The organism is Polaribacter vadi (assembly GCF_018861005.1).
In the GTDB taxonomy this organism is placed as follows: Bacteria; Bacteroidota; Bacteroidia; order Flavobacteriales; family Flavobacteriaceae; genus Polaribacter; species Polaribacter vadi_A.
Genome location: NZ_JAHKQL010000002.1, coordinates 38,378 through 63,605 on the forward strand (window position 1 = coordinate 38,378; position 25,228 = coordinate 63,605).

21 protein-coding genes are annotated in these 25,228 nt (G+C 28.5%); 12 read left to right on the forward strand and 9 right to left on the reverse strand.

All coding sequences use genetic code 11. From position 1 onward, the window contains the following. Positions 1-5: 5 nt before the first annotated feature. Positions 6-530 (reverse strand): YkgJ family cysteine cluster protein, encoded by a 525-nt coding sequence (locus tag KO506_RS01020; RefSeq protein WP_215993053.1) that lies wholly within the window; start codon positions 528-530, stop codon positions 6-8. A gap of 76 nt (positions 531-606) precedes the next feature. On the opposite strand from KO506_RS01020, the gene argS reads away from it, so the two are divergent. The 10 genes from argS to KO506_RS01070 all read left to right on the forward strand — a co-directional run bounded on the left by argS (position 607) and on the right by KO506_RS01070 (position 13,737). Continuing rightward, complete coding sequence (gene argS, locus KO506_RS01025; RefSeq protein ID WP_215993054.1) at positions 607-2,382, forward strand: arginine--tRNA ligase; 1,776 nt, start codon at positions 607-609, stop codon at positions 2,380-2,382. A 162-nt stretch (positions 2,383-2,544) separates the two neighbouring features. Beyond that, positions 2,545-3,933 (forward strand): dihydrolipoyl dehydrogenase, encoded by a 1,389-nt coding sequence (gene lpdA / locus KO506_RS01030; RefSeq protein WP_215993055.1) that lies wholly within the window; start codon positions 2,545-2,547, stop codon positions 3,931-3,933. Between the two features lie 197 nt (positions 3,934-4,130). Then, positions 4,131-5,174 (forward strand): HEAT repeat domain-containing protein, encoded by a 1,044-nt coding sequence (locus KO506_RS01035; RefSeq protein ID WP_215993056.1) that lies wholly within the window; start codon positions 4,131-4,133, stop codon positions 5,172-5,174. Then, positions 5,175-6,740, forward strand: a complete 1,566-nt coding sequence (locus tag KO506_RS01040) for a glycosyltransferase family 2 protein (protein ID WP_252726743.1) — start codon at positions 5,175-5,177, stop codon at positions 6,738-6,740. A gap of 17 nt (positions 6,741-6,757) precedes the next feature. Continuing rightward, the gene (locus tag KO506_RS01045; protein ID WP_215993057.1) at positions 6,758-9,640 is read left to right on the forward strand and encodes a tetratricopeptide repeat protein; all 2,883 of its coding nucleotides are present in this window, start codon (positions 6,758-6,760) and stop codon (positions 9,638-9,640) included. 95 nt (positions 9,641-9,735) lie between these two features. After that, positions 9,736-11,835 carry a DUF4838 domain-containing protein gene (locus KO506_RS01050; protein WP_215993058.1) on the forward strand — a complete coding sequence of 700 codons (2,100 nt, stop codon included), beginning with the start codon at positions 9,736-9,738 and terminating at the stop codon, positions 11,833-11,835. A 22-nt stretch (positions 11,836-11,857) separates the two neighbouring features. Then, positions 11,858-12,382 (forward strand): DUF1573 domain-containing protein, encoded by a 525-nt coding sequence (locus KO506_RS01055; RefSeq protein ID WP_215993059.1) that lies wholly within the window; start codon positions 11,858-11,860, stop codon positions 12,380-12,382. A 25-nt stretch (positions 12,383-12,407) separates the two neighbouring features. Then, on the forward strand, positions 12,408-12,782 hold the full coding sequence (locus tag KO506_RS01060; RefSeq protein ID WP_215993060.1) for a LysM peptidoglycan-binding domain-containing protein: 375 nt from the start codon (positions 12,408-12,410) through the stop codon (positions 12,780-12,782). 66 nt (positions 12,783-12,848) lie between these two features. Further along, positions 12,849-13,130: a hypothetical protein gene (locus tag KO506_RS01065; protein WP_215993061.1), complete on the forward strand. Its 282-nt coding sequence runs from the start codon at positions 12,849-12,851 to the stop codon at positions 13,128-13,130. Between the two features lie 4 nt (positions 13,131-13,134). Then, on the forward strand, positions 13,135-13,737 hold the full coding sequence (locus KO506_RS01070) for a hypothetical protein (RefSeq protein WP_215993062.1): 603 nt from the start codon (positions 13,135-13,137) through the stop codon (positions 13,735-13,737). An 18-nt stretch (positions 13,738-13,755) separates the two neighbouring features. Here KO506_RS01070 and rlmF read toward each other — a convergent pair whose 3' ends face one another. Both rlmF and bshC read right to left on the reverse strand, forming a co-directional pair. After that, a complete protein-coding gene (rlmF, locus tag KO506_RS01075) occupies positions 13,756-14,610 on the reverse strand; it encodes a 23S rRNA (adenine(1618)-N(6))-methyltransferase RlmF (protein WP_215993063.1) in 855 nt (284 codons plus the stop codon). Then, positions 14,610-16,202, reverse strand: a complete 1,593-nt coding sequence (gene bshC / locus KO506_RS01080) for a bacillithiol biosynthesis cysteine-adding enzyme BshC (RefSeq protein ID WP_215993064.1) — start codon at positions 16,200-16,202, stop codon at positions 14,610-14,612. The genes rlmF and bshC overlap by 1 nt, the downstream gene beginning before the upstream one ends. 202 nt (positions 16,203-16,404) lie before the next feature. Here bshC and KO506_RS01085 point away from each other — a divergent pair, with 202 nt between their 5' ends. Further along, positions 16,405-18,891, forward strand: a complete 2,487-nt coding sequence (locus KO506_RS01085; RefSeq protein WP_215993065.1) for a M14 family metallopeptidase — start codon at positions 16,405-16,407, stop codon at positions 18,889-18,891. 72 nt (positions 18,892-18,963) lie between these two features. Here the strand turns inward: KO506_RS01085 and rimO are convergent, their stop codons facing one another. After that, the gene (gene rimO / locus KO506_RS01090) at positions 18,964-20,316 is read right to left on the reverse strand and encodes a 30S ribosomal protein S12 methylthiotransferase RimO (protein WP_215993066.1); all 1,353 of its coding nucleotides are present in this window, start codon (positions 20,314-20,316) and stop codon (positions 18,964-18,966) included. Between the two features lie 118 nt (positions 20,317-20,434). Continuing rightward, the gene (locus tag KO506_RS01095; protein WP_215993067.1) at positions 20,435-22,075 is read right to left on the reverse strand and encodes an amidase family protein; all 1,641 of its coding nucleotides are present in this window, start codon (positions 22,073-22,075) and stop codon (positions 20,435-20,437) included. A gap of 87 nt (positions 22,076-22,162) precedes the next feature. On the opposite strand from KO506_RS01095, the gene KO506_RS01100 reads away from it, so the two are divergent. Next, on the forward strand, positions 22,163-23,239 hold the full coding sequence (locus KO506_RS01100; RefSeq protein ID WP_436836409.1) for a serine hydrolase domain-containing protein: 1,077 nt from the start codon (positions 22,163-22,165) through the stop codon (positions 23,237-23,239). A gap of 53 nt (positions 23,240-23,292) precedes the next feature. On the opposite strand, the gene ftsY is transcribed toward KO506_RS01100, so the two are convergent. The 4 genes from ftsY to rpmB all read right to left on the reverse strand — a co-directional run bounded on the left by ftsY (position 23,293) and on the right by rpmB (position 25,225). Further along, complete coding sequence (ftsY, locus tag KO506_RS01105) at positions 23,293-24,264, reverse strand: signal recognition particle-docking protein FtsY (protein WP_215993069.1); 972 nt, start codon at positions 24,262-24,264, stop codon at positions 23,293-23,295. A 304-nt stretch (positions 24,265-24,568) separates the two neighbouring features. Further along, positions 24,569-24,721, reverse strand: a complete 153-nt coding sequence (locus KO506_RS01110; RefSeq protein WP_215993070.1) for a DUF4295 domain-containing protein — start codon at positions 24,719-24,721, stop codon at positions 24,569-24,571. A 52-nt stretch (positions 24,722-24,773) separates the two neighbouring features. Beyond that, positions 24,774-24,956 carry a 50S ribosomal protein L33 gene (rpmG, locus tag KO506_RS01115; RefSeq protein WP_068364892.1) on the reverse strand — a complete coding sequence of 61 codons (183 nt, stop codon included), beginning with the start codon at positions 24,954-24,956 and terminating at the stop codon, positions 24,774-24,776. Between the two features lie 29 nt (positions 24,957-24,985). Continuing rightward, a complete protein-coding gene (gene rpmB, locus KO506_RS01120) occupies positions 24,986-25,225 on the reverse strand; it encodes a 50S ribosomal protein L28 (protein WP_068364895.1) in 240 nt (79 codons plus the stop codon). Positions 25,226-25,228 lie beyond the last annotated feature (3 nt).

Genomic DNA, 25,228 nt, shown 5'->3' on the forward strand with positions numbered 1-25,228 from the left:
ACAAACTATTTTCTTCTCTTTTTCTCATTATATTCGTAAGGTATACGCTGTTTTAAAGCTTCTACAATATTATAAGTTGCAGGACAAACAAAAGTATTTGCAATGGTTAAATCTGTAATTTGTATAAATTTACGTCTGTCTGTATGCGGATATTCTGCACACGCTTTTGGTCTTACTTCATAAATAAAACAAGTATTATCAGATTCATCTAAAAAAGAACAAGGTGCCGTTTTTAATACCATAAAATCATCAGAATCTCTTTCTAAATAGGTTTCAATAAAATTTGCAACCTTCATTTTTAAATGTTTAGCAATACGCTCAATATCTTTATCAGTAAAAATAGGACTTGTTGTTTTACAACAATTTCCACAATCTAAACAATCTGTTTTTTTGAATTCTTTATTATGTAAATCTTGTACAACAACATCTAAATCTCTAGGTGTTCTTTTTCTTAAATTTGTAAAATATTTTTTATTTTCTTTTAAAGCTTCTTGAGCCAATTTTGGCAATTGTTCTAACCGTTTTTGCATCCACGAAAAATACAATTAATTCTACAAAAATATATGCTAAAATTATGTAAATTTGCATTTCAATTTTTCGACAAAAATGAACATACAAAACACTATAGAAACCAAAGTAAAAGAAGGTTTTTTAGCTTTATATAATACAGAAATACCAACAGTAGAATTCCAAGCCACTCGTAAAGAGTTTCAAGGCGATATTACAGTTGTTGTTTTCCCTATGTTAAGATACAAAAAAGGTAATCCTGTTCAAATTGGTGAAGAATTAGGAAAGTATGTAGTTGAAAACGTAACTGAAATTACAAATTACAATGTGGTAAAAGGTTTTTTAAACCTGGTTATTGATGATAGTTATTACACAATTTTTTTCAATACAATTTACGATAATTCAACTTATGGTTTTGTATCGCCAAAGGCGGATGAAAAAGCAGTAATGGTAGAATATTCATCACCAAACACCAACAAACCACTACATTTAGGACACGTTCGTAATAATCTACTTGGTTATTCCGTAGCAGAAATTATAAAAGCAGCAGGTAAAAAAGTTTACAAAACTCAAATTATAAACGACAGAGGTATACATATTTGTAAATCGATGTTGGCTTGGCAGAAATTCGGAAAAGGAGAAACTCCAGAATCTACAGGTTTAAAAGGCGATAAATTGGTTGGTAATTATTATGTAAAATTCGACCAAGAATATAAAAAAGAAATATCACAATTAATTTCTGAAGGAAAAACCGAAGATGAAGCAAAAAAAGAAGCTCCCCTTTTAGTAGAAGCACAACAAATGCTTTTAAAATGGGAAGCTGGAGATGAAAAAACAGTTGCTCTTTGGAAAGAAATGAACTCATGGGTTTATACTGGTTTTGACATCACTTACAAAAACATGGGTGTAGATTTTGACAATTTATATTATGAAAGCAACACTTATTTATTAGGTAAAGATGTTGTTGCACAAGGTTTAGAAAAAGGTGTTTTTTATAGAAAAGAAGATGGTTCTGTTTGGTGCGATTTAACTGATGATGGTTTAGATGAAAAAATTGTTTTAAGATCTGATGGAACTGCTGTGTATATGACACAAGATATTGGTACAGCCATACAGCGTGTAAAAGATTATGCAGATGTTGGTGGAATGGTATACACTGTTGGTAATGAGCAAGATTATCATTTTCAAGTTTTATTTTTAATCTTAAAAAAACTAGGTTTTGATTGGGCAAAACAATTGCATCATTTAAGTTATGGAATGGTAGATTTACCATCAGGAAAAATGAAATCTAGAGAAGGAACTGTTGTAGATGCAGATGATTTAATGGTAGAAATGACAACAACTGCCAAAGATATTTCTGAAGAATTAGGTAAATTAGATGGTTATTCTGATGATGAAAAAAATGAGTTGTATAAAACTATTGGTTTAGGTGCTTTAAAATATTTTATTTTAAAAGTAGATCCTAAAAAAAGAATTTTATTCGACCCAAAATCTTCTGTAGATTTTCAAGGAAACACTGGCCCTTTTATTCAATATACGTATGCTAGAATTCAATCTATTATCAGAAAAGCAAACTTTGATTATTCAAAACCAGTTACTATTAATTTACACGAAAAAGAGAAAGAATTATTAAAACAATTAGAGTTATTTCCTGAAACTGTACAGCAAGCTGCTGCTAATTACTCACCAGCAATTATTGCAAACTATACGTATGATTTGGTAAAAGAGTTTAATTCTTTTTATCAAAATGTATCTATTTTAGGAGAAGAAAATCAAAATAAAAAAATATTTAGAGTACAGTTGGCAAATAAAGTAGCAGATACAATAAAACAAGCATTTTCATTATTAGGAATAAAAGTACCTGAAAGAATGTAATTTGTTAAAAATAAACTTCAAATAAATTAAATTCATTATTTTTAAAATATATCAACTATTTATTTGAACAGATTTCGAATTATAATTAAATTTGGGCTGATTTTTTAATTTATATTAGCAATAAATTTAATTTTATATTAAAAAATTAAAATAAAAACATTTATGAAATACGACATCATTATTATTGGAAGTGGACCTGGAGGATATGTAACAGGAATTAGAGCGTCTCAATTAGGCTTTAAAGTTGCAATCGTAGAAAAAGAATCTTTAGGTGGTATTTGTTTAAACTGGGGATGTATCCCAACAAAAGCATTATTAAAATCTGCTCAAGTTTATGATTATTTAAAGCATGTTGATGAATATGGTTTAAAAGTAGAAGCTTTTGATAAGGATTTTGATGCCGTAATTAAACGTAGTAGAGGTGTTGCAGAAGGAATGAGCAAAGGTGTTGCTTTCTTAATGAAGAAAAACAAAATCGACATTATTGACGGTTTTGGAAAAATTAAAACTGGTAAAAAAGTAGATGTTACTGCTGCAGATGGTACAGTTACAGAATATGCTGCTAATAATATTATTATTGCAACTGGTGCACGTTCTAGAGAATTACCAAACTTACCACAAGATGGTAAAAAAGTTATTGGTTACAGACAAGCAATGACCTTACCAACACAACCAAAATCTATGATTGTTGTAGGTTCTGGAGCTATTGGTGTAGAATTTGCACATTTTTATAACTCAATGGGAACAGATGTTACTATTGTAGAATATATGCCAAATGTTGTTCCTGTAGAAGATATCGATATTTCTAAACAGTTCGAACGCTCTATTAAAAAAGCTGGCATTAAAGTTATGACAAACTCTTCTGTAGAGTCTGTTGATACTTCTGGTGATGGAGTTGTTGCAACTGTTAAAACTAAAAAAGGAGAAGAAACTTTAAAAGCAGACATTTTATTATCTGCAGTTGGAATTAAATCTAACATTGAAAACATTGGTTTAGAAGATGTAGGTATTATTGTTGATAGAGATAAAATCTTAGTAAACGATTATTACCAAACAAACATACCTGGCTATTATGCTATTGGTGATGTTGTTCCTGGCCAAGCTTTAGCACATGTTGCTTCTGCAGAAGGTATTACTTGTGTAGAAAAATTAGCTGGTTTACATACAGAAAAGATAGACTATGGTAATGTACCTGGTTGTACTTATGCAACACCAGAAATTGCATCTGTTGGTTTAACTGAAGCCAAAGCTAAAGAAGCTGGTTATGAGTTAAAAGTTGGTAAATTTCCTTTCTCTGCCTCTGGTAAAGCAAAAGCTGCTGGAACTCCAGATGGATTTGTAAAAGTAATTTTCGATGCAAAATACGGAGAATGGTTAGGTTGTCATATGATTGGTGCTGGAGTTACAGATATGATTGCAGAAGCAGTTTTAGGACGTAAGTTAGAAACTACTGGTCATGAAGTGTTAAAAACAATACATCCTCACCCAACAATGAGTGAAGCTGTTATGGAAGCAGTTGCAGATGCTTATGATGAAGTTATTCACCTATAAAGTATGTTAATTCAAAGAAAAAAAAAAAATAAGGTATAAATTTAGTTACTTTTGTACCAGTTACATTAAATAAATATCCCCCACTTAAACGACTAATAAAAACATAATACAAAATGGGTTTCGTTGAGTGGCTACTTTCTTTTATCTATAAGATAAAAACATTTCCTCTGATTATACAGATAACTATTGTATTAACAATGGCATTTATAGTTGCTACGTTAGCTCTTATGATAACTATCTATACAATTAGAAGAAGACATAATAGATTACAGAAAACACTAAAAAATAGTGTACCTGAAATCGTTAAATTATTTGAAGATATTTTATTCACAGAAAAAAATTATTCTGAACAAGAAATCTTTACCAAATTTGAAGATATTGTTGAAGAGGTTAATAAGGAATCTTTAGATATTGGAGTTGGTGTTTTAGTAGATTTTAAAAATGATAATAGAGATTCTGAAAAATATCCTTTAATAATTAGTGCATTAGGCATTGTAGAGCATTTAGAATCTAAATTTGACTCTCGTTCTAACAGTGAAAAAATTGATGCATTTCAAGAAGCTTTTGTATTAGATTTAAATAAATTTGATTCTAAAGTATTAAGATACGCCTACAGTAAAAATAAATTAATTCGTAGTGAAGCTAGAAACTCTTACCTAGCTTTAAGTACCAATGATCCTTATCGATTTTTTGATGAATTTGATCGAGACTTAAGTAAATGGGATCAGATTGAATTAATGCAATATTTAGAACTACAAAAAGAAAGAGGAAATCTAGAAGGATTAGGAAAATGGATTAACTATTCTAAAAATGATTCATTAGTAGTTTTCTTAATTAAAATGGTTGGTTTCTTTAAACAAAAAGGGATTAACGAAATTTTAATAGAAAAATTAGAAGACGATAACGAATTAGTAAGAGCAGAAGCAATTACAACTTTAGGAGAACTAAACATCTCTGAAACAGAACAAGAATTAATTGATAGGTATTATACAGAGCCCGAAATTTGTCAGGTAGCAATTGTAAAAACAATTAGAAAATTTAATACAGGAAAATCACTTAAATTCTTACAAGAAATCTTCACAGACTCTAATAATACAGATACTAAAAAGATTATTGCAGAAGCTATATTAAACTATAGTTACGAAGGAAAGATTGCTTTTCAAAATTTAAAAAACACATTAAAAGGGTTTGATCTTATCATTTTACAACACGTAGAAACACCCTTAATAAAATACAAATAAATGTTTGAAATTTTTGTAAAAATATACGAGTATTTTATATTTTTCTATGCAACTTCATTAATTTTAAGTTACATAGTATTAGCCATATTTTCTTTTATCGCTATTAATAAATATAAAAGTTATAATACAGATATTGATGATGAAGAATTATTAGCTTCTCATCTAGCACCTGGTATTTCCGTAATTGCACCTGCTTATAATGAGGAGAAAACAATTATTGTAAATGTAAAATCTTTACTTACATTAAACTATCCTCTTTTTGAGGTAATTATTGTAAACGATGGTAGTAAAGATGATACCTTAAAATTATTAATTGAAGAATTCGATTTAATTGAAGCTCCTTTTGCATATGTAGAAAAAATTAAAACAAAGCCATATAAAAGAACATTTAAATCTCAAAACCCTAAGTACGACATTTTAACTATAATTGATAAAGAAAATGGTGGTACTAAAGCAGATGCTTTTAATGCGGGTTTAAACGCTTCAGTTTTTCCATACTATTTAAATACTGATGTAGATTGTATTTTGGCAAGAAATACACTTACAAAAATGATTAAGCCAATCTTAAGTTCTAAAACAACTGTAATTGCTGTTGGTGCAACATTAAGAATGTCTAATAACTGTGAGATTGAAGAAGGAATTATTACAAGAGTAAGACCACCTAAAGCACTTATACCTCGTTTTCAAGAACTAGAATACATTAGATCTTATTTATTAGGAAAAATGGGTTGGGAATTAATAAACTCTGTACCTAATGTTTCTGGTGGATTAGGAATGTTTGATAAAGATATAGCTATTAAAGCTGGGGGTTATGGAGCAGATTCTCATGCAGAAGATATGGATATGATGACAAGAATGGCTGCTCATATGATGAATAACAGACTTGATTATAAAATTGGTTATATACCTCTTTCTTGTTGTTGGACAGAAGGACCACCAAATATTCAAATTTTAGGTAGACAACGTACAAGATGGGCCAGTGGATTATTTCAAATGTTTAGTGAACACAGAAAAATTCTATTCAATCCAAACTATAAAAGATTAGGTTTAATTACTTTTCCGTACATTTTTATTTTTGAGTTTTTAGCGCCAATTATAGAAGCGTTTGGTATCTTATTCTCAATATTCCTATTATTTTATGGATATGTAAACTGGAACTTTGCACCATTAATCTTATTGTATTCTTACACATTTGCCATAATGATTTCTTCAATTGTAATTATTTGGGATCAAATGACATTTAAATATTACAACACAACTAGAGAGGTATTAACACTGTTTCTAACAGCATTTATTGAGCCATTCATTTATCACCCAATGATTATGTTTTTCTCTTTAAAAGGATATTTCAGTTACGTAACTTCTAGAGAACTTGCTTGGGGAACAATGACAAGAAAAGGGTTTGATAATGAAGATGACAAAAAGAAAAAATCTGACAGTAATACTGGAAGCAATAATGATGGTGGAGATAGCTCTGGGAATGCTGGAGGTAAAAAACAAAGTATTTTTGAAAAACTAAAGAAAGGAAAAAGCTCAAACTCAGATTTTGAGCCTATTAAAACATAAATTACCATATAATTATTATGAAAATTAATAAGTCAATTTTATTATTAATTGTGGCACTCATCTCACAATTAAATATATCTTCTCAAGAAGTATATGATTCTTCGGATTTATATTTTGAGGAGGCCAAAAGAGATATTGCTGAACAAAACTTTACTAGAGCAGCAAAAATGAGCTGGAGAGGGTTACAATTAGCTCCAGAAGATTTAGATTTAAAAACACTTTTAGGTAAAGCTCAAATGCAATTGGGTAGATATGATACTGCAAGATACGTTTTAAAACAAGTTTACGATAGAAGAAGAAAAGATATTGATGTTTTAGGTTTTTTAGTAAGTATAGAACAAACTACAAAAAGATATTCTGATGCAATTTGTTTTGTAAATGAGCTTTTAGAAATTACACCTTACAGTAGAGGTTGGTGGCGTAGAAAAATAGTTATTTATAAAGAAATGGGTAACTATGAAGAAGCAGAAAGAGCTTTAAAAAGATTGTATCAAATCTATCCAGATGATACAGAAATACAGAACGACTATAACTACATAATGTTAAATGATGGTAATAGTGCTGTAGAAAACAGAAGATATGATGATGCAAACCAAGTTTACAAAACAGTTATAGATAATGATCCATCAAACAAACAAGCATACATAGGTATCATTAGAAATGAGTTATTAAAAGGAGATCCTGAAATTGCCTTACAATACACAAACAGAGCTTTATTAGAACTCCGTGAAGATTCAGAATTAATTGAAAAGAAAATTGGTTTATTAGAAGAATTAGGAAGACATGAAGAAGCTATTGTTTATATAAAAACAGAGGTAGATAAAGCCAAATTTCCAACAATACATTCTGAAACATTACCTTATTTAATGCAGCAATCTGCTAATTTTAATGAATATAATGATTCTTATGAAATTCAGAAAAAATTATTAGATCTTAATGGTAATTCAGAATCACAAACTTATGTAATTAACAATGCATTAGGTAAAGGTTATGATGTAGATGCTGAATATTTTCTTAAAAAAGGAATTAAAAGAAGTCCGAATAACAAAAAGCTTTTAGTACAATTAAAAGAGTTATACAGACCTATAAAAGATAAAGATCGTTTTGAAAGAGAAGTATTAATACTTCACGAAAAATACCCAAATGATACAGATATTACTTACGATTATAATTTAGTAATGTATGGTAGAGCAAAAACTTTAGTAGAAAACAGACAATTTGATGAAGCTTTACCAATTTTTGAAGACTTAGTATCATCACCAGATTTTCAAAAAGAAGCTGAACAACAAATTTTCGGAATCTATTTAGCTTTACAAAAGTATGATGAAGCTACAGATCAAATTGATAAATTAATTGGTTTAGAACCAGATAATCCTGATTATTTAGTTAGAAAATCTACATTATATCAGGAAATGGAATTATTTGAAGATGCTCTAGAAATAACTAGAGGATTGGAACAACAATATCCTTTAGAAGAAAAATACCCAAGAATTTACGTTACACAAACAGAAGCTTATGCAACTTATTTAATGAGAGAGCAAAGGTTTAGAGCTGTTTTACCTGTTGTAGAAGATGGCCTTACAAGAGAAAACAATAACAAAAGATTGTTAGAAATTGCCATAAATGCTTCTTCTGCAATTCCTGATTATGAAAAAGGAGTTAACTATAGTAAAAGTGCTTTAAGTTTTTACCCAAATAACAAAAATTTTAAATTAAAGTTATCTAACTTATTAGCTCAAAATAATCAATATGATGATGCTATAAATGTTTTAGATTCTTTAAAAACCGTTTACAAATACGATAGAAAAATTAAAAATTCTTTAGCGGAAGTATTATGGTTTAGAGGAAAAAATAAAGAAGAAGAAGGTTTAATAGATGAAGCAATAGAAGACTACAGAATATCTGATTCTTTAAATTCTACAGAAGATTATGCTTTACAAAGAATGATAAACTTATACATTCAAGAAAAGCCAAATGAAGATGCATTAGAGATTGTTAATGAAAAATTAGAACAATACCCTAATGATAATTTCTTAAAATATAAAAAAGGTATTGTTTTTGAATTAATGGAACAATACGACTCTGCTTACTATTACCAAAGTTTTAGACAAATTGATGACCCTTTTGAAAGAAATGAATGGAATAATGCTTTAGAAGTATTAAAAGCAGCTAAGCTTAAAAATAAATTAGCAGCAACTTATACGCAAGCTTCATCAGATTCTACTGCATTTAGTACATCTTTAGCTAGTTTAGGTTATAGCCATAAGTATGATGAGAAAAATACATTTGGTGCAGACTTAAATTATGCTGCAAGAAGATCTGGAGTTGGTGTACAAGGAGGTGTAAATTATTCAAGAGTCTTTACTCCTACTCTATATGCAGATGTTGGTGTATTATTAGGATCGAAATTTTTCCCTAAATTTATCTTATATGGTAATGCATACAAAGGTCTAGACAATGGTTATGAAGCTCAAGCAGGCCTTCGTTTTTCTCGATTACAAAACGATATAAACTTTTTAAGTTTAAACTTAGGTCTTTCTAAAACCTGGGAAGACATTTGGGTTAGTGCTAAAGGAATATTGATGAGAGACGATCAATTCAACTATTTTAATTTTGCTGCACAAACACGAATAAATGTAAATGCCAGGCAAGATTATGTTAGTTTTATAGTCTCCTTTGGTAGTGCGCCTTTTAACGATCAATTAGCAGAAGGTGAAACTGCTTTCTTAGATTTTTCTAATGTTTTAGTTGGGGCTGGTTATGGTTATAATATATCACCTAAAACTTTGTTATTAGTAAACGGATCTTGGATTAACTTTAAAAGTCCTGTAACAGATAGTACTGCTTTGGCATATATTAATCAATATAATTTATCAGTATCTATAATTACAAGATTCTAATAACTTTTTATTCCCCAAATATTATGTTTAAAAAATACATATTAATTTTTATATTTTTTTTAAGCTTATCATCTTGTGCTCAAAACAAAATAACATTGTTTTCTAAAGAAAATAAAATATCACCAAAAATAAGTATCCCTTTAACTGCTGATATTTTAGTGAGTAATGCTGCAGAAGATTTTAATAAAAAATTTAAAACAGTTACAGGCACAACTTTAAAAATAGAAAGAAGTAATAGTTTAAATAAAAATTACAATTATATTTTACTGAGAATCAACCCTACTCAGAAAGATAATTTTTGTATGTATAGAAAAGGTAGAAATATTACTCTACAGGGGTCTAATGCACAGAATTTAATGTATGCAATTAGCGATTTTTTTAAAAGATATACTAATTTAAATTACAATGAATTAAATAAACCAAAAGAAGATTTTACATCAGAAATAGATATCCCTGAAAAGTTTAGTAATTGTTCTTCGCCCGAATTTGAATACAGAGAACCTTATTATGCTACTAACAATGATACAGAGTTTAGAGCATGGAACAAAACAAGTTCTCTTGAATTAGAATGGGGAATTTGGGGACATAATTTACCTAAACTTCTTAAAAACTATAATTTACCAGAATCAGTTTATGCTAAAGTAGGTAGTGTAAGAACTAAAAAACAGTTCTGTTTTACAAGTGATAGTTTATATAAATATGTAAATGAAAACGTAAAAAGAATTTTTGATAGCGATCATGCTTTTAATAAATACATGATTCTACCTAATGACAACAGTATTGTATGTACCTGTAGTACTTGTAAAGCAGTTGGTAATACATCACAAGATGCAGCTCCTGCAGTATTTACATTTTTAAACAAATTAGCTAAAGACAATAAAAGAGCTACATTTTTTACAACAGCTTATATAACTGTAAAAGATATTCCTAAATTTAAAGCTGAAGAGAATACAGGTATTTTTTACAGCACTATTGATGTACAAAAAGGAATCCCTTTAGAAAACACAAAGAAATTTAAAGATTTTGAAAACAAAATTAAGAAATGGAGCGATTATTTAGATAATGTATACATCTGGGATTATACCGTAAATTATGATAATTATTTTGATGTTTACCCTATTTTAAAAGTTACACAACAGAATTTAAAACTCTATAAAAAATTAGGTATTAATGGTGTATTCTTACATGGTAGTGAATATGATTATAGTACTTTTCAAGGATTAAAATCTACAATATTTGCTAAATTATTATGGAATACTAATATTGATATAGATAAGGAAATTAGCAATTATTTTAATGATAAATATTCTAACAAACTAGCCAGTATTTTAACTAATTATTATACACATATAGACAACTCATTTTTTGCAAGTACTAAAGAATTAAGTATTTATAGTGGTATAGATAAAACTGTAAAAAAATATTTAGACCCTAAAGTTTTTTTTGAATTTTATGACGAATTTAATACCCATACACAAAGTAATAAATACGATAAAGACTATTTAAAATTAGCTACAGCTCTTACTTTTCTTAAATTAGAAATTATGAGAGATTATGGTCTTGGTATTTATGGTTTTGGTATTTTGAACAATGACAAAGAAATTATTGTAAAAAACGAAGCTGGAATTCTTTTAGATAATTTAGCATCATATAGCAGATCTGCAAACCTTAAAACTTATAACGAAAGAAAATATAATATTAGCGACTATATTAATAACTGGCGAAAAACAATTTATAAATATCATAAAAGAAAACATTATTTTTATAAAAAGAAATTCGAGGTTTTATCTAAATTAGATGAAGATTATACAAACACAAAAATATTAAATGATGGTGCTTTTGGTTTAAATGATTATAATACAAATTGGCACATTTCTTCTGTAGATGATTTAATTCTAAAAATTGATAAAGCAGGTATTTCTAAATCTAAAAAAATTACATTTTCTTTTTTACAAGATGTAAAACATCATATTTATTATCCAGGAGTGATAGAAATTTTAGATACAAATAATAACATCATTAAAAAATTAAAAGTAAAAAAAGACGATTCTAATTTAGATATAAAAGAAGTTTCTATAGAACTCCCAACAAAATACGATGATAAGCAACTCCCTGAAAGTTTTATAGTTAAAGTAAAAAAACACAATATTGGTGGTAAAAATACTTTAGCTTGTGATGAAATTATATTTAATTAAAAAAAAGATTAAATTTACAACAATGAAAAATTTATTATTACTCTTAGTATTAGCATTAACTATCAGTTCTTGTTCTTTTAGAAAGCCTGATATAGAAAATGTTAGAAAAACAAAAATGGAAATTGAAAATCCAGACAGACATTATTATCCAATTTTACGTGGATCTGAACTATCAGCAGAATATAAATTTTACAATAGAGGTAATGAACCATTAATTATCTACGATGTACAAGCATCTTGTGGTTGTATAGAAATAGATTTCCCTTCAACATCAATTGGTAAAGATGATTTTGGTTATATCACTTTAGATTATGATAGTGCCAAAAATATTGGTTACGTAGAGTTTTATGTAACTATAGTTGCCAATACAGAAAAAGACGTTTTTACAACAATTAAATTCGATTTAAATGTAGTAACTTCTCCACATTATACTCAAGATTACGAAGAGATCTACCTAGAAAGAAGAAAAGAAAAATTAGCTGGTGAAGTAGATGGAGACCTTACACAACAAGGTTATTATATAGATGATGAGAAAACAGTGAGATAAAAAAGTAATTAAAATCAGAAATAAAATGAAAGCAAAATATCAAAGTGTATTAGATTTAGGACAACAATTAAACATTCAAGATGGTGATGTTAAAGAAGAAAATGGAAAATTAATTGTTAATGGAACTGCAAAAAACCAATATGAGAAAAATCTTATTTGGGATGAAATAAAAAATATTGGTGGAGATAATCCAGAAGATATTATAGCAGATATTAAAGTTGCTGATACTTCTATTTATGCAACGCATACAGTAGAAAAAGGTGAAACTTTAGGCAAAATAGCAAAACACTATTATGGAAAACCAATGAAATATGTTGCTATTTTTGAAGCGAACAAAGACATTTTAAAAAACCCAGATGTAATTCATCCAGGTCAAGAATTGGTAATTCCAAATCTATAATTTTTAAAAAACAGAAAACTAAAACCGAAACAAATTGTTTCGGTTTTTTTATATTTGAAAAAAAGAATGGAGCAAAACAGTTATATGGATAAAAGGAATAAAAAATTCCTTAAATATTGGGAAGAAAAAAGGAAAAATAAAAAAGAGTACACCATAAAAAATAGTGCTGTATTTAGTTTTATTTTTAGTGCATTGTATTGTATTATAAAATATGGTTTTACTACAGAAGCTTTTAAAGTATTTCCTATTTGTTTTTTAATGATTTCTGTTATTTACGGACTCTATGTTTATTTTATCGAATTTAATTTGCACGAAAAGAAATATCAAAAATTAAAAAAAGAGCTTTAAAAAATTGATTACAAATAAAAAGAAATTCTACACAGAAATTTTAAAAGCATTGCTTAAACTAATAATTGCAGGTGTTTTAATTGGTGTTTTAAAACAATACGATTTAATTATTGCTGTACTTTTAATCTTAAAAATTATACATAATATTTATAAAGAAATTATAAAACCAAAAATCGATAAAAACTGGTTGCTATTAGCAGGTATGTTATTAACTGGTTTTGGAGGCGTAGTTGGCGAAACTTGGGGAGTTGCAAATGGTTATTGGGAATATCATCAAGTATCTAGAGAAATCCCATTATGGGTTCCTTTTGCATGGATGTTGGCTTTTCATTACCTCTACAAATTAGAACGAAATATAATACCTTATTTAAAGCATCAAACTCAAAGAAACAAAATTGTTTTAGCAATAATTTTAGCGCTAATTTTACCTGCTTTTGGTGAAGTAATTACAATTCTTTTAGGTGTTTGGACTTATTATTGGCCTTATCAAATCTTTGGTGTGCCTTTGTACGCTTTTTTATGTTTGCTATTTGTACACATGCTAGTTTACAGCATATTACATTATGCGTGTAAAAAATATAAGATTGATGACATTGTGTACAATTAAAATATCAAAAACAGCAATTTAAAATCGCCAACAAACAATTCTAGTTACTTTATTCCCTTGACTTAAAGGTATAACTTTAAACTCTTTTACGCCCAATTTTTCTGATGATTTTTGCAAGCTTTCAACGTTTTCTTTCTTAGAAACCAAACTTGTAAACCATTCACTTTTATCTTTATAAAGTGAACTTTCATATAAATAATTGTGTAAAAATGCTTTTTCACCTCCTACATACCACAATTCATTATTGTTACCAGAAAAATTACGGATTGCATTATTCCCTAAATTTCTAGATTTTCTTCTATTTGCTCCTCTAGCTTCTTCTGCAGATTTATAAAAAGGAGGATTACACATTGTTGCAAAAAAAGAATCTTCTTCTTCTAAAATATCTTTTAAAATATGTTGCTCATTAAACTGCTGTCTTAACTCAATTTTTGCATCTAAATCATTATCATCAATAATATCTTGTGCAGTATCTAAAGAATCTAAATCTATATCTGTGGCAACAAAATTCCAATTGTATTCTGCAACACCCAAAAGCGGATAAATACAAGTTGCACCTGTTCCAATATCTAAAACTGTTCTATTTTCTTCGGATGAATTTAAGTCAGATAAATGGTGAATATAATCTAATCTACCAGGAATTGGAGGGCATAAATTATCATCAGGAAAATCCCAAACAGAAATTTTATCATAAGTAAATAATAATGCTTTATTAAGCTCTTTTACAGCTTTCGGATTCGAAAAATCAATCGTGATTTTACCAAATCTATTTTTTGTTACAAACTTTGCTAAATCAGGATTTTGCTGAACTAAGTCATCAAAATTATACCCTTTATTAAATTTATTTTTCTGATGAAGGCTTTTCTCTTTCATTATAATTCTAGTATTGTAAATTCTAATTCTAAAGGTTTTAAAATTTGCTTTAAAGCAGTAATAAAACCAGATCCATACTCTAAATAATACTCAGAAAAATTACGTTGACGCTCTTCTAAAGATTGATTTGGTAAAATCTCATTTTGTAATAAAGTAATTCTATCTACTAAATCTTTTTGTCTCTTTTTTTCTGCTTTTAACAAACGTTTTTCTAAATTCTCTAGACCTTTAATTTGTTTTCTTTCTTGTGCATTTACAGCATTTAAAAAAGAAACATCAGTTTTTACTGCAACTTCTTTTAAATCTGAAAACTGTTTTTTTAAAAAGTTAATTTTTTCAGCAAAATTAGTTTCTATTACTGTATTTTCAACTACCTTTTTACTGATTAAATCAAACTGATTTAAAAACATTTCTTCTAAAGAAATATCTAATTTAGATAGTTTCTTAGCTTGTTTTTCTGATACTACTTGCACAGAATTACGCAACAATAAAATAGGAAAAGTAACATTTACCTTATTAAAATAATCTTGTAATTCTAACCAATAAGCCATCTCTCCTCCTCCACCAAGATAACAAAGGTTTGGTAAAATTACTTCTTGGTACAAAGGTCTCATTATTACATTTGGTGAAAAAGCCAAAGGGTTTTTATCAACTTCCTTCAGAATTTCATCCTTAGAAAAACTAATATCGGTATTATTTACTTTGTAACAATTATCTTCAAAAATAATGCGTTCCCTAAAATCATCACCTAAATAGAATAAATTAATTTCTCTAGGATTTACTTGAATTTTATAATTTTTCCCTAATTCAATAATGGTTTTAGAAACAATATTAAAAGAAGTTTCATTTTCTAATTCATCTTTTACAAAAGGCGCAAATACTTGTTTTAAGCTTTTATCATCTCCATCAACAATTACCAAACCAAAATCTTTGAATAATTCGTTAGCTATAAAACGAGTAGCATCTGCCAAATTATTATGTTTAATATAACCATCAGAAAAAAGATTTTTTAGATATTTTGCATTTTTAGAATTTCCTAAATGTTCAGAAAAAACTTCGAAAACCTCATCTAAACCTTCTGTAGAAAAACGACCTACTGCTCCACCATCATTTCTGTTCCAAGTTACTTTTTTACCATCAAAATTAAAGTAATTGATTTCTTCAAAATCGTGATCTTCTGTTGCCATCCAATAAATTGGGATGAAGTTTTGTTCTGGAAATTTCTCTGACAATTCTTCAGCTAAATTAATCGTAGAAATAATTTTATACAAAAAATAAAGTGGCCCAGTAAATAAGTTTAGTTGATGACCTGTAGTTATGGTAAACGTGTTTTCTTGCTTTAACAACTCAATATTAGCAGCTGTTTTATCTGATATATCAAAAGAATTATATTGATTTTTTAAAGCATCAGCCAAAACCAATCTTGTTTCTAAAGCAAAAGTTTTTTGTTTTTCTTTTATTTGTTTTTGAAAACCATTTATATCTGGAAAATTGTTATAAAATGGATTTATAGTATTTTTTTGCTCTAAATAATCTAGCATTGTTTTAGAGAAAAAACCGGTTTTTTTAAATGGGATTTGTGTTACTTTCATAATTAAAGCACACAATTTATACAACAATCAGTATCTGACGTAGAATTCATAAAATTTACTAAATTTCGATAAAAATACAACTATTTTAAATTCTTCTGAATACAGAAAATCATACTAACAAATTTTTAACGTCTCTAAAATAAATCGTCTTTAAAATAGTGCTTTAAATTCCTTACTTTTGATAAAATTCAAATTCTTATCAATGAAAATTAAAGCACTACTCATTATTTCTATTTTTTCATTTTGTACCCTTTTCTCTCAAGAAATTAAATCTCCACAAGAGTATTTAGGTTACGAAATTGGTTCACGTTTTACAAGACATCATAAAGTTGTAGATTATTTTAAATACGTAAGCAACACTTTAAAAAATGTTCAGTTAGAAAAATATGGAGAAACAAACGAACACAGACCTTTATATGTTACCTATATTTCTTCGCAAGAAAATATAGCTAATTTAGAAACAATTAGAAAAGCAAACCTTTCACAAACTGGTATTTTAAAAGCAAATACAGAGAACAAAAAAGCTATTGTTTGGTTAAGTTATAACGTACATGGAAATGAAGCATCTAGCACAGAAGCCTCTATGCTAACTCTATATGAATTAGTTACAACTAAAAAAGCTTGGTTAGAAAACACAGTGGTTATTATAGATCCATGTATAAATCCTGATGGTAGAGACAGATATGTAAACTGGTATAATCAAGTTCAAAATTCACCTTATAATAGCTCACAAGATTCTAAAGAACACCATGAACCTTGGCCTGGAGGAAGACCTAATCATTATTTATTCGATTTAAATAGAGATTGGGCTTGGGCAACACAAGTAGAAACACAGCAGCGTTTAAAGGTTTACAATAAATGGTTACCTCACGTTCACGTAGATTTTCATGAACAAGGCATAAACAGTCCTTATTATTTTGCACCTGCAGCTAAACCTTATCATGAAGATATTACTGATTGGCAAATTGATTTTCAAACACAAATTGGTAAAAACCACGCTTCTTATTTTGATAAAAATAATTGGATGTATTTTACCAAAGAATCTTTCGATTTATTATACCCAAGTTATGGTGACACTTACCCAACTTTTATGGGAGCAATTGGTATGACTTACGAACAAGCAGGTCATGGAAGAGCTGGTTTAGGTATTGATAATGATGAAGGTATTGAATTAACTTTAATAGATAGAGCACAACATCATCATACAACTGGTTTATCTACAGTAGAAATTTCATCTAAAAATGCAGAAAAACTAAATACTGAATTTACAAAATTCTTTGCTGATAAAAGTTTCAAATACAAAAGTTATGTTTTAAAGAACGAAAATTCTGATAAAACACAACGTTTAATTAATTTACTTGATAAGCATGAAATTACGTATGAATTTGCAAATTCTGGAAAAGTAAAAGGATACAATTATGCTACCTTAAAAGAAGAAAGCCTAAATGTAACTACAAGTGATTTGGTTATACACACCAATCAACCAAAAGGAAGAATGGTAAAAGTTTTGTTTGAACCACAAACTAAAATCTTAGATTCTTTAACTTATGATAGTACTGCTTGGGCTTTACCTTATGCACATGGTTTTAATGCTGTAGCTTCTGAAAATACAGTTAGTACATCAAAAAAAGAAATGAATAATAGTGTTTTAAACACTGTAAATACTTCATCTTACGCTTATATTTCTAAATGGAATAGTATTGATGATGCTACTTTTTTAGCACAATTATTAAACGCAGACATTAAAGTTCGTTTTTCTGAAAAAGATTTTTCTTTAGAAGGTAAAGATTACCAAAAAGGTTCTTTAATTATTTTAAGACACGATAATCTTAAAAATGAAAAATTTGATACAAACGTAGTTGCAATTGCTAACAAATTAGCTAGAAAAGTTACACCTGTTTCTACTGGTTTTGTAGATTCTGGTAAAGATTTTGGTTCTGGTAATGTAAAACCAATTTTTAAACAAAGAGTTGCATTGCTCTCTGGTTCTGGAACCTCTTCTTTGTCATTTGGTCAAATTTGGCATTATTTTGAAACCGAATTAAAATACCCAGTTTCTATTTTAGATACTGATTATTTTAGTAGAGTAGATTTTTCTAATTATGATGTAATTATTTTACCTGACGGATATTACAGCAGAGTTTTAAACAAAAGCACTTTAGATAAACTAAAAAGCTGGGTTAGATCTGGTGGAACATTAATTGCACTAAAAAATGCATTAAGTAGTTTTGCTGATAAAGACGGATTTTCTTTAAAATCGAAAAAAAATAAAGAAGATAAAGATAAAGCTGATAAAGCCAACCTTATACCTTACGAAGATTTAGAAAGAGAAAGCACAAATAATATAATTATTGGAGCTATTTTTAATAGTAAAGTTGATGCGAGTCATCCTTTAGCATTTGGTTATTCTAATAGTTATTTCTCATTAAAATCTAGTAGTAGGAGTTACGAATACTTAAAAAATGGAGGCAATGTAGCTTACTTTACCAAAGATGCCAAAAACGTAGCTGGTTTTGCAGGAATAAAAGCTTTAGAAAATGTACCTGAATCTTTACTTTTTGGTGAAGACCAAATGGGTAGAGGAAGTATTATTTATATGGTTGATAATCCATTATTTAGAGCTTTTTGGGAAAATGGAAAACTATTTTTTGCCAATGCAATTTTCTTGAGAAACTCAAGTCATTTTTAATTAGTTAAAAGGCAAAAAAATACCTCAGTAATTTTATATTACTGAGGTATTTTTTTTGATTCTATAAGTTATTTACTTTCTTTTCTGATTTAAAGAAGTAGGTTTCTCCAATTTCTTAACAGGTGTTCCATATAAATCGTAATCTCCTGCTTCGTGAATTTCTATATCAATAAATTCACCGATTTTAATATAATGTTCTTTAGCATCAACTAAAACATCATTATCTACATCTGGTGAATCGAATTCTGTACGTCCATAAAAATATTCTCCATCTTTTCTATCAAACAAACAACGAAAGGTTTTACCTATTTTTTGTTGATTCAATTCCCAAGAAATCTGAGACTGAACTTCCATAATTTCGTTAACTCTTTTAAACTTAACCTCATCAGGAACATCATCTTTTAAAACATAAGCACCTGTATTTTCTTCGTGCGAATATTCGAAAGCACCTAATCTTTCAAAACGCATCTCTTCTACCCAATCTTTTAATTCTTGAAACATCTCTTCTGTTTCTCCTGGATAACCTACAATTAAAGTAGTTCTAATTGCCATTTCTGGCACAACTTCTCTAAATTTATGGATTAAAGCTGTTGTCTTTTCGTGAGTTGTTCCTCTTTTCATCGATTTTAACAACTCAGAATTAATGTGTTGTAAAGGAATATCTAAATAATTACACACTTTTGGCTCACGTTTCATCACCTCTAAAACATCCATAGGAAAACCTGTAGGGAAAGCATAATGCATTCTAATCCATTCAATTCCTTCTACTTTTGCAAGTGCTTCTAATAATTGTGCTAAAGCTCTTTTTTTATAGATATCTAAACCATAATAGGTTAAATCTTGGGCAATCAACATAATTTCTTTAATTCCTTTTTCTGCTAACTTTTCTGCTTCAGTAACAATATCTTCTATTGGAGTTGAAACATGTTTTCCTCTCATTAAAGGAATTGCGCAAAAAGAACAAGGTCTATCACAACCTTCTGCAATTTTTAAATATGCATAATGTTTTGGAGTTGTTGTTAAACGTTCTCCGATTAATTCGTGCTTATAATCTGCTTCTAATGCTTTTAACAAATTTGGTAAATCGTGAGTACCAAAATATTGATCTACGTTTGTAATTTCGTTTTCTAAATCTGGCTTATAACGCTCACTTAAACATCCAGAAACAAAAACTTTATCAATTTCACCAGCTTCTTTTCTTTGCGCATAATGCAAAATAGTATCAATAGATTCTTCTTTGGCTTTACCTATAAATCCGCAGGTATTAATAACTACAATATTACCATCGTCATTTTCATCTTCATGTACTACATTTTTACCATTAGCTTTTAACTGCCCCATTAAAACTTCACTATCGTAAATGTTTTTAGAGCAACCTAAAGTAACAACGTTTATCTTATTTTGTTTGATGGATTTTGTACGCATATTTTTTCGCTTTTCGCTATTGGCTTTTTAGCGGTATAATCTTTAAAATTTATGATTAATTTGAAATCAAATTAAAACGGTTGCAAAAATAGTGCTTTTTAAATGATTGCTATTCTTTCTATTGATAGTTTTCTGGGATCTTTCTGGATTTAGTTAATTGCTCAAAAGCGTAACCAACTTCTAATAATTTTCTTTCAGAAAAAGGCTGTCCAATAAAAGTTAAGCTTAAAGGCTCTCCTGTTAATTTGTAACCCATAGGTACTGTTAATGTTGGGTGTAAAGCAACTGCAGCAATACCTGAATGATAATTATTAATCGATAAAATTGCAACTAAATTTTCAGATTTTAAAAACTGTAAATATTTTTCTCCTTCTTTTTTTAAATTACCTTTTACTACTTCTAACTCTTCTAAAGTTGTTGAATCTTTTATTATTCCGTCAAATAACTGTTGCCCATAAGGAGCTCTAATTAAAGAATCTTTTAGATTAAAATCTACAACATTTTTTACATTTTTTATGAAAATAGATTTATCTGCTTGTTTTAATAAATATTTTGGTAAATCATGTTTCATATCTATATTTAATAATGTTCTAAAACCATTAAAAGAAATTTCTGGTGGTGTTATTTCTATAATTTCTGCTCCAGCTTTTTTTAATATTTCGATATTTAAGGCATAAATAGAATCTGATAACAAAGGTTTTAAAACCCCTAACCTTTTTCCTTTAAAATTAATGTGAAATCCATTTTGAGAATCCATCCCTTTTGTTTCTTTTGATGCGTTGTCAGTTACATCATAACCTAACATTGCATCCATAAAAATAGCATTATCAATCACTGATTTTGTCATTGGCCCAGGAGTATCTAAAGTTGATGAAATTGGTACTATACCTGTTCTACTTAAAACACCTATAGTAGGTTTTAAACCAACAACAGAATTTAAACTTGATGGTGAAGTAATAGAGCCAGAAGTTTCTGTACCAACTGCTGCAACAGCAAAATTTGCAGCAACTGTAACTCCACTTCCAGAAGAACTTCCCCCAGTTTCAAATACCTTTCTTCCATAAGGATTTAAGGTTTGCCCACCAATTGCAGAATAGCCTAAAGGACAACCAGAACAGAAAAAATAGGCCCATTCACTCAAGTTTACTTTACCTAAAATAATTGCGCCATTTTCTTTTAGCTTTTCAACTATAAAAGCATCTTTTTTTGTGTAATTTCTTTGCAAAGCAATTGCACCTGCTGTTGTTGGCATTTCTTTAGTATTGATATTGTCTTTTAATAAAATTGGCATTCCATACATTGAGTATTGAGATACCTTATCTTTATTTTTGTCTTTAGCTCTAGCTTCTTTTATAACTTCTGGATTTAAAGCGATAATTGAATTTAAAGATAAGGTTGAATCACTTTCGAACTTTCTAATTCTGTATAAATAAAACAACGTTAGTTTTTCATAACTCAATTTACCTTCCTTTACATTTTTTTGAAGTGATGGAATATCTTGTTCTAAAATTAAAGGTTTTAAAGATTGATAATCTTCTTCAGAAAAATAGGCTAAATCATCTTTAAATAGTTTAAAAACTTCATTCATATCTAAAACTTTAGATTGAAAAAGCTTAAACTGCATTCTTTTCTTTTCGTGATTTTGCTGTTCAACTAATTGAGCAGTTTCATCATATTTTTTAAAAATAATTAGATCTTGTTTCTCTTTACAAGAAAAAATAGAGAATAGGATAACAAGTAAAAAAAAGTTATTTTTCATTATATTTATTTTTATAACCAAAGATAACATTTTAAACCTTTCAGCTTACAAGTTGTCTAATAACAAAGAAGTTACCATATGAAAATAATTAATAAGACCTTGTTAAAAATCTTCTTCTTTTTAATAATTTTTTCTTGTTCTAAAGAAAATTCTGAATTAAATGATACAGTTGATAATACAATAGAAACATTATATTTTCCAGATATAGACTCTAATGTTTGGAAAAAAAAATCTATTACTGAACTTAACTGGAATACAACTCAATTACAGCCTTTATTAGATTTTTTAGACACAAAAAATACAAAAAGCTTTATGGTACTTTATAAAGGAAAAATTGTAGTCGAAGAATATTTTAATAATCATAGCAATACTTCTATTTGGTATTGGGCAAGTGCTGGTAAAACACTTACATCAACATTATCTGGTATTGCTCAAGACGAAAATTTAATAAATATTAATGCTAAAGTTTCTGATTATTTAGGGTTAGGCTGGACAAGTATTCCTCTGGAAAAGGAAAATTTAATTACTTGCAAAAACCTTTTATCTATGAATTCTGGCCTAGATGATAGTTTGGGAGAAGACGTTTCTCCATCAAACTTAAAATACATAGCAGATGCAGAACAAAGATGGGCATACCATAATGTGTATGTAAAAATGCAAGACGTTATTGCCAATGCTAGTCAACAAACCTTTACTAATTATTTTAACAGTAAATTAAAAGATAAAATTGGAATGTCTGGTATTTGGCAAAATTTAGATGATTTAAATGTCTTTTGGAGCAACACAAGAAGTATGGCTCGTTTTGGGTTGTTAATTTCTGCAAATGGTAAATGGGAAAACTCTCAAATTGTTTCTGAAAATTTTATAACTGAAGCAACAAATACATCACAAAACATTAATAATTCTTACGGATATTTATGGTGGTTAAATGGAAAAGAAAGTTACCATTTACCACAAAGTCAAATTACCTTTACTGGAGAATTAATACCAAATGCGCCTGAAGATATGTTTTGTGCTTTGGGTAAAAACGATCAGAAAATTTATATAGTTCCTGCCAAAGATTTGGTAATTATTAGAATGGGGGAAGCTGCAAACACTTCTAATTTTGCATTATCTTCTTTTGATAATGATTTATGGGAAAAAATTAATGCTTTGATAGATTAGAATTATCAAGTTTTAAGTAAAATTTTTAATACAGTTTTAAAAACTGAAGATGTTTACTTAAAAAAAGAATCTACAAACTCAACTTTGTTAAAAACTTGTAAATCGTCTATACCTTCACCTACTCCAATATATTTAACAGGAATTTTAAATTGATCAGAAATGCCAATTACAACTCCACCTTTTGCAGTACCATCTAATTTTGTAACTGCTAAAGAGGTTACTTCTGTTGCTTTTGTAAATTGTTTGGCTTGTTCAAAGGCATTTTGACCTGTAGAACCATCTAAAACTAATAAAACATCATGAGGTGAATTATCTACCACTTTTTGCATTACTCGTTTTATTTTGGTTAACTCATTCATTAAATTTACCTTATTATGTAAACGACCTGCAGTATCTATAATTACAACATCTGCATCTTGATTTACTGCAGATTTTAAAGTATCAAAAGCTACTGATGCTGGATCAGAACCCATTTCTTGACGAATTATTGGCACATCTGTTCTGTCTGCCCAAACTTGTAATTGATCTATGGCTGCTGCTCTAAACGTATCTGCTGCACCTAATACAACTTTTAAGCCTTGTTTTTTAAATTGACTTGCTAATTTACCAATGGTTGTGGTTTTACCTACTCCATTTACACCAACAACCATTAAAACATAAGGCATTTTATTGCCTTCTTTTTTTGGTATTTCTGGTATTATAAATTCGCTTTCGTTACCAATATTTGTTTCTGATAATAGACCAGCAATTTCTTCTCTAAGAATTCTATTTAGCTCGTCTGTACCTACATATTTGTCTTTGGCAACACGTTCTTCTATTCTTTCGATAATTTTTAATGTGGTATTTACACCAACATCAGAAGCTACTAAAACTTCTTCTAAATTATCTAAAACGTCATCATCTACTTTAGATTTACCTGCAACTGCTTTAGATAGTTTACCAAAAAAACTTTCTTTTGTTTTCTCTAAACCTTTGTCTAGTGTTTCCTTTTTTTCTTTCGAAAAAATCTTTTTAAAAAAACTCATATTTTTGAGTTGTTAGTTTTTAGTTCTTACTATTTGGTTGTCTAAAATTGTACCAAATTAAATATTTGTCAAATTGGCTGATTATCAATTAAAATGGCAGACAAGTTGCGTTAGGGATTGAAGCGTTATCCTTTTTTAATAAGTAACAGCGCTAGCAGTTTCTTATTAAAAAAGATTTAGCGTAAAGCCCGACCTTTAGGTAACGCCCATTTTAAAAAATAAGCTTTAAATGACTCAAATGTAAAGATATAAAAAAAGCTACTCTCTAAAAGAAAGTAGCTTTAAAATATTGTTTAGTAGTTTATTACTTTTTTGATATAAAAGCGTCTACTTTAGATGGATCCATAATTGCTTCTACAAACATATAAGCTCCTGTTTTTGGAGATTTAACCATTTTGATTGCTTTACTTAATCTTTTTGATCCTGTTTGTAACGATGCTACTGATTTTTTTGCCATTTTGTAAATGTTTTAAATCTATGTGCTCTATTCTGAGTTCTAGACAGTTGTATTATTTAATTTCTTTGTGAACAGTCATTTTCTTTAAGATAGGATTGAATTTTTTAATTTCCATTCTATCTGGAGTGTTCTTTTTGTTCTTAGTTGTAATGTATCTAGAAGTACCTGGTTTACCAGTTGCTTTGTGCTCTGTGCACTCTAAAATTACCTGAACTCTGTTTCCTTTTTTTGCCATCTCTATATAAAATTTTAGTTAGCCTTAGCTTATTTAGTTAAAAAACCGTTAGCTCTAGCTTCTTTTATAACTGCAGAAATTCCTTTCTTGTTAATATTTTTTAAAGCAGATGCAGATACTTTTAAAGTAATCCATTTATCTTCCTCTGGAATGTAAAAACGCTTTGTCATTAAATTAGCGTCAAACTTTCTTTTGGTTCTATTCATTGCGTGAGAAACATTGTTCCCAACCATTGCTTTTTTTCCTGTTAATTCACAAACTCTAGACATCTT